General features: G+C 59.7%; 8 protein-coding genes and 1 tRNA gene. 1 reads left to right on the top strand and 8 read right to left on the bottom strand.

Annotated elements, in window-relative coordinates; all coding sequences use genetic code 11:
• Positions 1 to 272: 272 nt before the first annotated feature.
• The 6 genes from ACTM86_RS07125 to recJ all read right to left on the bottom strand — a co-directional run bounded on the left by ACTM86_RS07125 (position 273) and on the right by recJ (position 9,579).
• Positions 273 to 359 (bottom strand) — tRNA-Leu (locus tag ACTM86_RS07125).
• A gap of 39 nt (positions 360 to 398) precedes the next feature.
• Positions 399 to 1,832: a transglutaminase-like domain-containing protein gene (locus tag ACTM86_RS07120; RefSeq protein WP_441017250.1), complete on the bottom strand. Its 1,434-nt coding sequence runs from the start codon at positions 1,830 to 1,832 to the stop codon at positions 399 to 401.
• Between the two features lie 253 nt (positions 1,833 to 2,085).
• On the bottom strand, positions 2,086 to 2,952 hold the full coding sequence (fba, locus tag ACTM86_RS07115) for a class II fructose-1,6-bisphosphate aldolase (RefSeq protein WP_154517212.1): 867 nt from the start codon (positions 2,950 to 2,952) through the stop codon (positions 2,086 to 2,088).
• 194 nt (positions 2,953 to 3,146) lie between these two features.
• Entirely contained in the window at positions 3,147 to 3,830 is a 684-nt protein-coding gene (locus tag ACTM86_RS07110) for an MBL fold metallo-hydrolase (protein ID WP_441017253.1), read from the bottom strand.
• A gap of 86 nt (positions 3,831 to 3,916) precedes the next feature.
• Positions 3,917 to 6,277: a RelA/SpoT family protein gene (locus ACTM86_RS07105; RefSeq protein ID WP_154517206.1), complete on the bottom strand. Its 2,361-nt coding sequence runs from the start codon at positions 6,275 to 6,277 to the stop codon at positions 3,917 to 3,919.
• 14 nt (positions 6,278 to 6,291) lie between these two features.
• On the bottom strand, positions 6,292 to 9,579 hold the full coding sequence (recJ, locus tag ACTM86_RS07100; RefSeq protein ID WP_154517203.1) for a single-stranded-DNA-specific exonuclease RecJ: 3,288 nt from the start codon (positions 9,577 to 9,579) through the stop codon (positions 6,292 to 6,294).
• 275 nt (positions 9,580 to 9,854) lie between these two features.
• On the opposite strand from recJ, the gene ACTM86_RS07095 reads away from it, so the two are divergent.
• Positions 9,855 to 10,853 (top strand): bile acid:sodium symporter family protein, encoded by a 999-nt coding sequence (locus ACTM86_RS07095; protein WP_441017256.1) that lies wholly within the window; start codon positions 9,855 to 9,857, stop codon positions 10,851 to 10,853.
• Positions 10,854 to 10,883: 30 nt separating this feature from the next.
• Here ACTM86_RS07095 and ACTM86_RS07090 read toward each other — a convergent pair whose 3' ends face one another.
• Together ACTM86_RS07090 and ACTM86_RS07085 are read right to left on the bottom strand one after the other, a co-directional pair.
• A complete protein-coding gene (locus ACTM86_RS07090; protein ID WP_427796206.1) occupies positions 10,884 to 11,681 on the bottom strand; it encodes a DUF4931 domain-containing protein in 798 nt (265 codons plus the stop codon).
• Between the two features lie 3 nt (positions 11,682 to 11,684).
• The gene (locus ACTM86_RS07085) at positions 11,685 to 12,362 is read right to left on the bottom strand and encodes a copper homeostasis protein CutC (RefSeq protein WP_427719718.1); all 678 of its coding nucleotides are present in this window, start codon (positions 12,360 to 12,362) and stop codon (positions 11,685 to 11,687) included.
• Positions 12,363 to 12,376: the final 14 nt, after the last annotated feature.

Below are 12,376 nucleotides of genomic sequence, written 5' to 3'. Positions count from 1 at the left end.
AGGCCTGTTTGCTTAACGCTCCGCGCGCTCACGCGAGTTCGGCACGAAAAAGGGGGCCTCGACCCCCTTGAACGCTCTTTTGCATGTATGGTGCCCGAGGCGAGACTCGAAGGGCCTTCGCTTCGCGAAGCCCCGGGCTTCGGGCGCATGGCGCCCTCGCCACGCTCCGCTACAAACAGGCCACAGGCCTGTTTGCTTAACGCTCCGCGCGCTCACGCGAGTTCGGCACGAAAAAGGGGGCCTCGACCCCCTTGAACGCTCTTTTGCATGTATGGTGCCCGAGGCGAGACTCGAACTCGCACGTTGTTGCCAACGGTGGATTTTGAGTCCACTGCGTCTGCCAATTCCGCCACTCGGGCACGTATTGCGTGAGTTAGTTTATCACAGCTTTCCGTAGATTAGTCCGAAAATGGAACTTCGAGCATTTCGATGAGTTCGACCGTGCGGAGCATCTCGCGCTGGCGGCATCCGCGACCGTCGACCGAGGCCTCGCCCATCTGGTTATCGTAGGGGTCCTCACGCATACCGTCAAAGACGGGTTCAAACTCTGCCTGGAACCGACAGTTTGCCACCATGCGCCATGGATCGAGGTTGCCAAAGTAGTGGCGGCGGCGCCATTCCTCCCCCATCCTGCGTGCCGAGGATCCAAACGAGACATCGGCGTTAAGCCAACCCGTCTGCGGTGTATAGAACTCCGCCCAGTCATGCGAGCCCACCGAGTCGGGCGCAACGTACAGGCCGCTCTGCCAACGTGCGGGCACGCCGGCGATGCGGCACATGGTGATAAACGTGAGTGCCATAACACCGCAGTCACCGCGAAGCGAATGCGCGCAGTCATCGGCGATAGAGCCCAGAAGCAGATACGGTGGCTGGTATCGATAGTCGATATGATGCGTCAAATAATCATAGATAGCCCGAGCGCGGTCGAGCTGATCCTCGAGACCATCGATAACATGTTCGGTCAGCTGCTGCAGATACGGCGTGAATGCAATATGCGGTCGGTCCTCGGAAATATCCTTGGGCAGCGGCGCGTCCATACACGGATGCGCCGGAAGCGCTCCCCCGTAGATATCGCAATAAGCGGCATCAATCAGATAACGATAGGTCACTGAGAACGATCGATCAGCCGAGGAAACCCACGAGGCGGTACGCGCCAAAGCGTTCGCGGGAGCAAGGACCCCCTCCGGCGTCATATCGAGAATCTCGATATGAGACTGCTGGCGGCAGGCTGCGGCAACGGGAAGCCACGCGCGAACGGACTCCCCCTCCAGAGCACCGGGAACAGACACGGATGCTTTAAGCGTAATGGCACGAGACAGCCCGCCCTGTGATTCCATCTTCTTAAGCATCTGGTTGCGCAGCGCAGTTCCATCCGTAGAATCGGGACGCAGGCCCGGAACCTCCTTGGGATACACACGCAAAGAATCAAGGAAGTTGTCGAGAACGAACAGTTCACCATCGATAAAGCGCCAGTCGATGCGCTTGCGATCGATTAGGTCGTCAAACTGATCCTCGGTAAACTCCGGCCACTCCTCGCGGATCATCGCAATAGCCTGATCGCGCGACACCGAAAAATGAAACGACGTCTCGATCATGCGATACCGCTCGGCACGAACGCAAGCGGCCAACGAGGGATCAGGGCTCTGCTCCAAAAGACGGTCGCAAGCCGCAACAGCCTGCGCCAGGTACCCGGCGTCCTTGAGACGAAGGATCTCAGGTGGCAATCCAATGTCGAGATGACGAAAATCATCGCAACAAACATCAACAGAGCAACCAACGGGGCCCTCGGCAACAACCTTTCCATCGGCAGGCAAAACATTAACGACAGCCATAACCACTCCCACGCAGAACGACAACCCGAGACCATTGTACCGACATAAAAAGAAAGCCCCAACAAGGGAGCCATCAACACCGCTGAGCGGTAGTCAAATAAATAATTCAGCCCAGTAACCCTGTAGCGAGTTAACGAAGGAGGCCCCGTTTCCCCGGAGCTGATTCCATCGCGCGACTTCTGGCGAAGCCAGGTGAGCGCGAGGGAAACAGCGTAGGGGAAACGGGGCCTCCGGCGGGAAGTTAAACCGCTACTTACGCCTTGTTGACGGAGCCAAACTCCTCCATGAGCTCCTTGGTGCGGGCAACGATGGCCTCGCGACCAGGCTTCAGGAGCTTGCGGGGGTCATAGCCCTTGCCCTGCTGATCCTTGCCAGCCTCAACGTACTCACGCGTGGCGGCAGCGAAGACAAGCTGCAGGTCGGTGTTGACGTTGATCTTGGAGATGCCCAGGGAGATGGCCTTCTTGATCTGATCCTCGGGGATGCCGGTACCACCGTGCAGAACGAGGGGCAGGTCGCCGGTCTGAGCCTTGATCTCGCTCAGACGCTCGAAGGAAAGACCGGCCCAGTCGGCGGGATATACGCCGTGGATGTTGCCGATGCCGCAGGCGAGGAAGTCGACGCCCAGGTCAGCAATCTGCTTGCACTCAGCGGGGTCAGCGAGCTCGCCGTTGGAGGTCACGCCGTCCTCGGTGCCGCCGATGCCGCCGACCTCGGCCTCGATGGACATGCCCTTGGAGTGGGCAAGCTCAACGAGCTCCTTGGTGCGATCGAGGTTAAGCTGGAAGGTTTCCTCGTGAGAGCCGTCATACATGATGGACGTGAAGCCGGCCTCGATGCACTTGAAGCAGTCCTCGTAAGAACCGTGATCGAGGTGAAGGGCGACGGGAACGGTAACACCCGTGGCCTCGACGGCAGCCTTGACCATGTCGGCGCAGACCTTGAAACCGCCCATCCACTTAGCGGCACCAGCGGTGCACTGAAGGATCAGCGGAGACTTGGCCTCCTCGGCGGCCTGGAGAATAGCCAGAGTCCACTCGAGGTTGTTGGTGTTGAAGGCACCGAGAGCATACTTGCCGGCCTCGGCCTTCTTGAGCATGTCTGCTGCGTTGACGAGCATAAAAGAAACCTCCTGTAAGGTTGCTCCGATAACGCATGAGATTTTACCACGGCGTACCCGAGCGTAAACGTTCGTTTGTTCACGAATATCGTCCAAACAGACTTTTTTTGACCGTTTGCCCTACGGAATCGGCCCGTTGGGGAAAATATCTTGACGTTTGGACACTTCTCGTGCTTAAGCAGCTGACTGCAAAGCTACATCTGCATGAAAGGGTTCTGCATGAGCTCGCGCGCCATAGTGGTCGAATCACCATGACCCGTTAAACAAACGGTATCGGCTGGAAGCAGCTGGGCGAGCTTGGAGAGCGAGCGCAGAATCGCCGCCTCGTCGCCACCGGCGAGATCGGTGCGGCCGTGGCTGCCCGGGAACAGGGTGTCGCCAACAAAGGCGATGCTTCCCTGCTCGGTGGCGGCGAACAAGACAATGCCACCCGGTGTGTGACCGGGCGTCTCGATCACCTGCAGGCAGATATCACCCAATTCAATCGTATCGCCCTCAGCAAGCAATCGCGTCGGCTCGCCCGGATCGGGCGTATCGATGCCCCACATCGCTCGCTGCTCCTCGATATTCTCACGAGATACCAACACGTCCTTCGCACCTAACTCATATAGGAAACCCTTACCGACGGCGGCTCGCGCTCCGGCAACGCCACCTACGTGATCGGCATGGCCATGGGTGCAGACAGCGCCTAGCACGTGCGCGTCAGGATGCTTGGCATAGATATGTTCCACAAGACGCTCACCTTCCCAGGCCGGATCGATAATCAGGCATTCGCCGCTCGAGATTACGGCGTAACTGTTGGTCTGAATGGGGCCGTTTACAAGCGCCTCGATCGAAGCCGTACCCCGAGGGGTTAAGTCCAAAGCTGCAGTGACCATGAGTACGTCCTCCTTCTACAAGCGTCGAGGCATCAAACGATGCCTCGAACGTAGCCAATATCATTACCGTTGTGCGTTCGTCACGCCTATACGCGACGCTTAAGCTGAGCCCCACCCTCGCCAGGCATCAGACGGCGTGCGTCATAGACCGAGTCGACACTGCTGATGGATGCCAGCAGCGGATCCAGACCGCTCGCGTCCGAAATCTCGACCATAAAGCGCAGGGTCGCAATGCCCTCGCGGTTGGTCGAGGTAGCGGCGGAAAGGATATTTCCGCCTGCATCGCCAATGGCGATGGTGACATCCTTGAGCAAGCCCATACGATCCAAGCACTCGACCACGATCTCGACCTGGAAAAGCGTATCGGCAGCACCATCCCACTCCACGTCAATCATGCGCTCGGGGTGTTCCATGAGACCCTTGACGTTGGGGCAGTTGGCACGATGCACCGAGACGCCTCGACCGCGCGTGATAAAGCCCACGATGTCGTCGCCCGTCACCGGATTGCAGCAATGCGCCAGACGAACCAGCAGGCCGCTGTTGCTCTCGCCCTTGACGATAATGCCGTTACTTGCGCTCTTGCCACGCTTTTGCGGTTTGCGGTTGGAACCGCGGGCAGGCTGCTTGACGACCTCAGCGATGGCTTCGGCCTTGGTGAGCTGCTCCTCGGGCTTGGGATCCAAGATTTGCTCGACCTTATTGCCCACAGCGCGCGGGGCGACCTTGCCCGCGCCAACGGCTGCGAACAGGTCCTCGAGTTGCTTGAAGTTAAACTGCTCCGCCACGGCATTGAGTGCACGCGTGGATCGCGGCGTAGAGATGCCGTACCCGCGCTTGCGCAGGTCCTTGGCCAGCATATCGCGACCGGCAGCAGCGTCATCGTCTTTGGTCGCAGCGGCGAAGTAACGGCGAATCTTTGACTTGGCCGAAGGCGTCTTGACGATCTTGAGCCAATCGCGCGACGGCTTGGAGCTCTTGTTAGTCAGGATCTCGACACGGTCACCCGTCTTGATTTCGTGCGTGAGCGGGGCCACCGCACCGTTGATTTTGGCGCCGACGCAGTGGTTGCCGACCTCGGTATGAACAGCGTAGGCAAAGTCGAGCGGTGTAGAGCCCGCACGAAGCGCCATGACCTCACCCTTGGGCGTAAAGACAAAAATCTCCTGGTCAAACAGGTCGACCTTCAGTGAGTGCAGATATTCTTTGGCATCAGTGATCTCGTCAGAGGCTGCCCAATCGAGTGAGTGCTTGAGCCAGTTAATCTGATCGTCCAGACGCTGTGCGTCGTTGGTCTTGGAGGCAGACGATCCGCCCGATTTCTTATATAGCCAGTGGGCGGCGATGCCGTACTCGGCCTGCTCGTGCATCTCGTAGGTTCGAATCTGAATCTCGAGCGGACGGGCCGTGGGGCCGATAACCGTCGTATGGAGCGATTGGTAGTTATTGACCTTGGGCATGGCGATATAGTCTTTAAAACGACCGGGCATGGGATGCCACAAAGTATGCACGGCACCAAGCGTGGAATAGCAATCGCGCACCGAATGGGTGATGACGCGCAGCGCCACCAGATCATAAATCTCGGAGAACTCCTTGCCCTTGCGCTTCATCTTTTGATAGATGGACCAATAGTGCTTGGAACGACCGTTGATCTGAAAACCCTCAAGGCCAATGCGGTCGAGCTCATCGGTAAGCGTCTTGATAGTCTCGGCCAGAAAGCGTTCGCGAACCTCGCGTGACTCTGCCACCATGCGGGCGATGCGCTGGTAAGCGTCGGGTTCAAGGTAGAAGAAGGACAGATCCTCGAGTTCCCACTTGATAGAGCTCATGCCCAGGCGGTCGGCCAGGGGCGCGTACACATCCATGGTCTCGCGCGCCTTAAACAGGCGGCGGTCCTCGCGCAGGGCGGCAAGCGTGCGCATGTTATGCAGGCGGTCGGCGAGTTTGACGATGATGACGCGAATGTCCTTGGACATGGCGAGGAACATCTTGCGCAGCGTAAGCGCCTGCTTTTCGTCCATGTTGTCGACTTCGATGTTGGTGAGCTTGGTCACGCCGTCGACGAGCTCTGCCACGGTTTCGCCAAACAGACCCGAAACATCGGCAAGCGAGGTATCGGTATCCTCGACGGTATCGTGCAGCAATGCAGCGCACACCACATCGCAGTCCATCTTAAGGTCGGCCAAAATGATAGCCACCTCGACGGGATGGTTAATGTACATCTCACCCGAGCGCCGCTTTTGGTTGCAGTGCTTCTCGGCAGCAAAGCAGTAGGCCTGCTCCACCTTGGAGAAGTCATCCTCACTCATATATTTAAGGCACAGGCGCTCCAGCTTGTCGTAGCTGTCCGCCATAATCTCGGGCGGCAGATCATCGGCATGCGTATAGTGCTCCATCTCCGAAAAGGGCTGGAGGGCGGAATCATGGGCGGTACGGGCTGCGGCATCCATCGAGGTCCCCTTCCCTAGGCCCGCGGTACGATCGGGCGGTTAATTTTGGTAAGCATATCAGAAGCGCACGAATCGAGTGCCCAACTCCGGAAAGCCGAGAACTCCATGCGCGAGCGCAAGCCCTCCAAATAGCGGATCGACCTGCTCAACTGCACGCGCCCGGGGTTTTCGGTCATCGCGATGCGACGGGTATCGTCAAACCCCGAAACGTGACAGAAACCGAGCTCTTCGAAGATTCCCAAGCCGCTTGCCACCGAACGCTCATCGACCGGCGTGCGCGCGTCGATTGCAAGGCACATCTGCGCAATGTCGATATCGCTTGCGCAGAATGAATCGTCCCCCGTCTTGCCACGATTGGAGCGCCACATGGTCTGCAGCGCCCGATAGAGCGTGACAAGCTCATCGCGCTCGGGCGCGTAACAATCGAGCAGGCGCTCATTAATACGAGCGTCACGAGACGAATAGAGCAGGTGAATCACGGCAGGCTGCCCATCGCGGCCGGCACGGCCACTCATCTGGTTAAACTCAATCGCGCCAAACGGCATGTGGTAGAGCACGACATGGCGGATATCGGGCAGGTTGACGCCCTCACCGAAGGCCGAGGTTGAAACGATGCAGCTCAGGCTGCCATCTCGAAACGCCTCCTCGACGCGTCGGCGATCGGAACGCGCAAGCCCGGCGTTATAGAACGCGATATGGGTCGCGCAGTCGGGCACACGTTTGCGCAACGTCTTGGCAAGCGCCACGGACTGGTCGCGCGAGTTCACGTAGATGACGGTCTTCTCCCCCGTCGCAACGATCGAAACCAGGCGATTTTCACGGCTCGCAAGGTCACGATCGTCCTCGAGTTGTAGGTTCTCGCGAACGGTCTCGTCGACCACCGTGCTGGTAATCGGCAATACGCGAGCAAGCTCTGCCACAACTGGAGCCGTCGCGGTAGCCGTTGCCGCCATGACAACGGGGTCGCCCAGGGCTTTAAGAATATCGGGCATATCGAGGTATGCACTCCGGTCACCACCCTTAGCAAGACCGGCATGGTGCGCCTCATCGATAACAACGAAGCCAATACGTCCAGAACGCGCAAATCGATCGCGGTGGATAGACAAGAACTCTGGCGTCGTGAGAACGATACCGGTGCGACCCGAAGCAAGGCCGGCGAACACGTCATCGCGTACGGCCTCCACGGTCTCGCCAGTCAGCACGCCGACACCAATGCCGAGCGCGGCCATCGTCGAGGAAAGGTGATAGGCCTGATCGGCAACGAGCGAACGCAGAGGATAGACAAAAATACTCGCACGCCCGCGAAGAACCGCCTCGCGCGCGGCATGCACATGGAAAATAAGAGACTTGCCACGCCCCGTCCCCATAACGGCCAAAACGCTCTGATGGTCGGCAAGCGCGTCGAGTGCCTCGACCTGCGCGCGATGCGGCTGGTTCGAGCCGATAAAGCTATGGATAAGCGAGCGCGTGAGCTCGGTATAAGAAAGCTGGGCGAGCGTCTCGCGTTTACGCGACTCCAGGCGCAGACCAGAATCCGCCGGTTGCACGCCGCGGCGAAGCTCACATGCCGGATCGTCGATATTGGGCGCCGCGGTATCGCGCACCAAGACATCTTTGATCATGAGCTTGGGCTTCACACGTCCCTGCCAATGCTCGGCCACGGCCTCGAACACCAAGTCGACGGCGCTGTCGCAATTGATGAGCCTATCGATCTGCGGCACGCGGAACATGATGGCCGGCACACTCGCGGCACCATCGGTCGCCACAAAGCGCATGTGCTCGCCGGTTTTGCCCACCACGGCGCGATCGCACATCGTCACGCCCTCGGCGGCCAGAAGCGGCACCTTATTGCCCTGGCCAAACGGCTCAAGACGGGAAATTTGCTCGATGGTCTCGATATTTAGCTCGGAGAGATCAACGGTGGCGGCAACCTCGTCAGTGTCCTCAAAGTCCTCGGCGGGAAGCTCCGATAGCACGGCCGAAAGGCGACGGCGGAACTCATCGAGCTTGGATGCCTCGATGGTCACACCCACCGCACCGGCATGCCCGCCGCGACGAATCAGCAGGTCGGAGCAACGCTCGACGGCGTCGAACAGGTTGATCTTGCCCACCGAGCGGCCCGATCCGCGCGCAACGCCATCCTCGATCGAGAAGAGCAGCGCCGGCACGTGATAGCGATTGGTCAAGCGGCTCGCCACGATGCCCTTGACGCCCTCGTGCCAGCCCTCGCCGCCCACGACGATTGCGCGCCCGCCGTCATAAGTCTCCTCGACCTTCGCCATGGCATCGCGCGTAAGCTCGGCCTCGATCTCGCGGCGTTGGCGATTGATTTCCTCGAGCTCGGCGGCAAGCGCGCTCGCTTCGATGGGGTCGCGGGCAAGCAGCAGGTCGAGCGCCAGCTTGGGATCGGCCATGCGGCCGGCAGCATTCAGACGGGGGATGAGCGAAAACGACAGGCCGTCGGCCGTAATGGTAGAAAGGTCGGCCTTGGCAAGTGCGGCAAGCGCGATATAGCCGGGACGGGCCGTCGCGCGCATCTGCTGGATGCCCTCGGCGACCAGTGCGCGATTCTCGGGCGTAAGCGGCATCATGTCGGACACGGTGCCCAGCGCCGCGACCTCTATCAGCGAACGCCAATACGACGGCTTGCCCAAACGCTCGCCCAGGACCTGCACCAGCTTGAGTGCCACGCCGGCACCGGCAAGCTCGCGCGAGGGACCCTTGTCCTCGAGCTTGGGGTCGGTCAGGGGCACGCCCTGCGGCACCTGGTCGGACGGCTCGTGATGGTCCGTGACCACCAAATCGATCCCCAGGCTCTCCAGATAGGAGGCCTCTTCCTTGGCGGCAATGCCGTTATCGACGGTCACGATCAGCTGGGGGCGAGCGAGCTCGTTAACGCGGTCGAGCGCCGCACGCGACAGGCCGTAGCCCTCGTCAAAACGATGCGGAATAAACGGCGTGACGTTGGCGCCAAACGAACGCAGCGCCTCGGTCAACAGACAAGTCGACGTAATGCCGTCGACGTCAAAATCGCCAAAGACGGCGATGCGCTCGTGGCTGCGAATAGCACGCTCAACGCGGTCGACGACGACCGCCATACCCGGAATAACGAGCGGGTCCGCCCAGTCGCGATCGAGCGAAGGCGTCAAAAAAAGCTGGCCTTCCTCGATGGATGTAATGCCGTGCGCAACCATAATGCGCGCCACCAGCCCGGGTATGCCCAGGCCAGCCGAAAGCTCCTTTTCGAGCTCGGGGTTTTGCTGAGCGACCGCCCAGCGATGCGTTGTCTTAAGCGATGACATAGGCGCCCACCCCCGATAGGGGCAGGTCGCCGCGATACCTCTCACGGTTCATAGCGATGAGTCCTCTGTGTATGCCCGCTTCGGCAGGCAGATCTGTTGAACGGATTTATTATACCGTGCGGCGCGGACGCACAACGTCCAGCACGCCGTGGTTTCGATAAACGAGGGCGGTAATAGCCTCGAAATAATCGGGCGTTTCAGCCACACGGACGCATGCGAGCGTCTAGCATATCCATTCAAAACGGATTCACGAGCAAAGGGAGTCACAAGCGCATATGAAGCAATGGGTTGGACTGGGTAAGTTCCTCGCGGGGCATATGCAGATCATCGTTCCGATTTGCGTGACGCTCGGCGTGCTCTTTCCCCAGCAGATCGGCGTACTCAAGCCCATCGTCCCCACCCTGTTTGCCTTTATGACGTTCCAAGGTGCCCTCAGCAACACCTTCCATCAGGTAGCCGAAGTATTCCGCCGTCCGCTGCACCTGATTTTGGCGCTGCTGGTCTCGGCGGTGCTTATTCCCATAACAGCCTATGCCATGGGGTCGCTGTTCTTTGGCTCCAACCCCAACCTAGTCTGCGGTATCGTGCTCGAGTACAGCGTACCTGTGGCAGTCACTGCCTTTATGTGGATTAGCATGTTCGGCGGCAACGGCCCGCTCGCGCTCACCATCATCCTGACGTCCTCGGTTATCTCACCCGTTACGATTCCGCTCACGCTTAAGCTCTTGCTGGGCGCCACCGTCTCGATCGACGTGCCGGGCATGATGCAGAACATGGCCTTCATGATCGCTATCCCCGCCCTGCTCGGCATCGTGATTAACGAACTAACGCGCGGATGGGGACACGAGAAGCTCTCCCCCGCGCTCTCGCCCGCCTGCAAGTTCATGATGATGGGTGTTATCGCGTCGAACTCCACCGCCATGAGCGAGTACGTGCTGCACATGAACGCGGTGCGCTTGGAAGTCGCCCTCTTTATTTTGATCTTCGCCATCAGCGGCTTTGTCATCGGTATTCTGGTCGCCCGCGCACTGCATCTGCCGTATAGCGAAACGACTACCATGTGCTTTACCTGCGGCATGCGCAACATCTCTTCGGGCGCCGTCATCGCCACGCAATACTTTCCGGGCGAAGTCGTATTTCCCGTCATGTGCGGAACGCTGTTTCAGCAGGTACTTGCCTCGCTTATCGGGCATCTCTTTGAGCGTCTAACCGGCGAGGAGCGCGCTGCTCAGCGCAAGCGCGTCGAGGCCGGCCGCGACGCCATGGCACGCTAGGCTGTCCGCATTACGCGGGTGTTAGTCTTGCTATACGAGCGTTTCCAGATGCGCGCGCAGGCGCTCAGCATCGATATCGAGCGTCGTCTCGGCATTGACCTGGGCCAAACGATAGCCGACAAAGTAGGGCGAAACCACCCAACGCGGCAGCGCCTTGGCAATGGTCCGACCGCCCAGGTGATAGAAGAACAAGTTGTACGACTCTGCACGGCCACCGTGGTGCTCGTTTAGGATATAACGCAGAGCTACCTGGATCGCATCGGCGAAGAGATCCGCCTCGGCTTGGTCCCGCGTGTCATCGCTGGCGGCGATTCCCCGCGGAGCTGAAACGTTGACCTCAAAGAACCCCATAATCGGTTCGGTTGAGATGTTGACCGCAATTCTCCCCTGTTGCCAGACATTGATGCCTTCGAAATTGGCGGAAGTCAGCGAAGCATAGCCATCTTCCTGCTCCAAACCCACAATCTGCATGTGCGGATGAACGAGACTACCGCCCGAGAGCGGACCCTTGTTCTTGTACATGAGCACGCTTCGATACTGCCGTGAATCGATCATCTGCTGCCAGCAACCCAGGGCAAACCGCATCACATGATGCAGCTCGTCCGGCGCATAGGTCACCAGATCTGCGTCGTGGTCGGCCGACTCGATCAGCACGGTTTGACGGGTGGCGCGCAGGGTCTTGAACTTATTCTCGAGCCAGATACAGTCACCGTCGCGCCGGATGATATTGGCGAGTTCCTCGGTATCGCAAAAGGGGCACGCGGTGCCAGGGCGCCGGTTGTCGTCGGGCTTCCCGCTCGCCTGCTGAACGTCAAATACCAGGGGCACGGGTTATACCTCCAGCGGCACGATCTTGGTGCCATGGAGCTCGGAGACGCCCAGTGCCGCAGCCACGGTATCGCGGTTGGCCGCGGAAATGCCGCCGCCGGGAAGGATGGTCAGGCGATCGTCCGCGTAGTCGATAAGGTGCGACAGATGCTCCAGGTTGTCCTCAATCGGCGTGCCGGCGGCACCGCCATGCGTCAGGATGCGCGTTATGCCGCAGTCGGCGAGCGTGTCAATCGCGTCGAGCTGAGCCTCGGGCGAGAGCTGGTCAAACGCCATGTGAAAGGTGATGTCGATGGGCTCGCGCTTGCACTCCTCGGTCGCGCAGCCCGCAGCCATCACAAGGGCGCCCAACGCAAGTTCATCGAGCGCCCATCCGCCGGCACAAGGCTTGCAGCAGCCAAAGACCAAGCCATCGACGCCGGCGCTTACGGCAAGGCCCAAGTCCATCTCCATCATGCGCAGCTCGTCCTGGTTGTAGTGAAAGTCGCCGCCACGCGGACGGATCATGCACATCACCCGTGCATCGTGCTCGCGAGCATAGCTGGTCGTAGCGCTGATAACGCCGGCCGAGGGCGTGGTGCCTCCAACCGCAAGGTTGTCGCACAGCTCAATGCGTCCCGCACCGGCCGCAATGGCCGCCGGCACCCGCTCAAAGTTCTCGGCACAAAACTCGTACAGCATAGATAGACCCCCAG

Origin of the sequence: Collinsella sp. HCP3S3_E11, assembly GCF_052067375.1 — a bacterium.
Lineage (GTDB): Bacteria > Actinomycetota > Coriobacteriia > Coriobacteriales > Coriobacteriaceae > Collinsella.
Note: the sequence above shows the minus strand (reverse complement) of the source record. Positions and strands in the feature narration are given on the sequence as shown.

What these genes read in the sequence shown, in the direction of transcription:
- fba (WP_154517212.1), bottom strand. Translation starts at nt 2,952, where the DNA reads ATGCTCGTCAACGCAGCAGACATGCTCAAGAAGGCCGAGGCCGGCAAG.
- ACTM86_RS07120 (WP_441017250.1), bottom strand. Translation starts at nt 1,832, where the DNA reads ATGGCTGTCGTTAATGTTTTGCCTGCCGATGGAAAGGTTGTTGCCGAG.
- ACTM86_RS07105 (WP_154517206.1), bottom strand. Translation starts at nt 6,277, where the DNA reads ATGGATGCCGCAGCCCGTACCGCCCATGATTCCGCCCTCCAGCCCTTT.
- ACTM86_RS07110 (WP_441017253.1), bottom strand. Translation starts at nt 3,830, where the DNA reads ATGGTCACTGCAGCTTTGGACTTAACCCCTCGGGGTACGGCTTCGATC.
- recJ (WP_154517203.1), bottom strand. Translation starts at nt 9,579, where the DNA reads ATGTCATCGCTTAAGACAACGCATCGCTGGGCGGTCGCTCAGCAAAAC.
- ACTM86_RS07085 (WP_427719718.1), bottom strand. Translation starts at nt 12,362, where the DNA reads ATGCTGTACGAGTTTTGTGCCGAGAACTTTGAGCGGGTGCCGGCGGCC.
- ACTM86_RS07095 (WP_441017256.1), top strand. Translation starts at nt 9,855, where the DNA reads ATGAAGCAATGGGTTGGACTGGGTAAGTTCCTCGCGGGGCATATGCAG.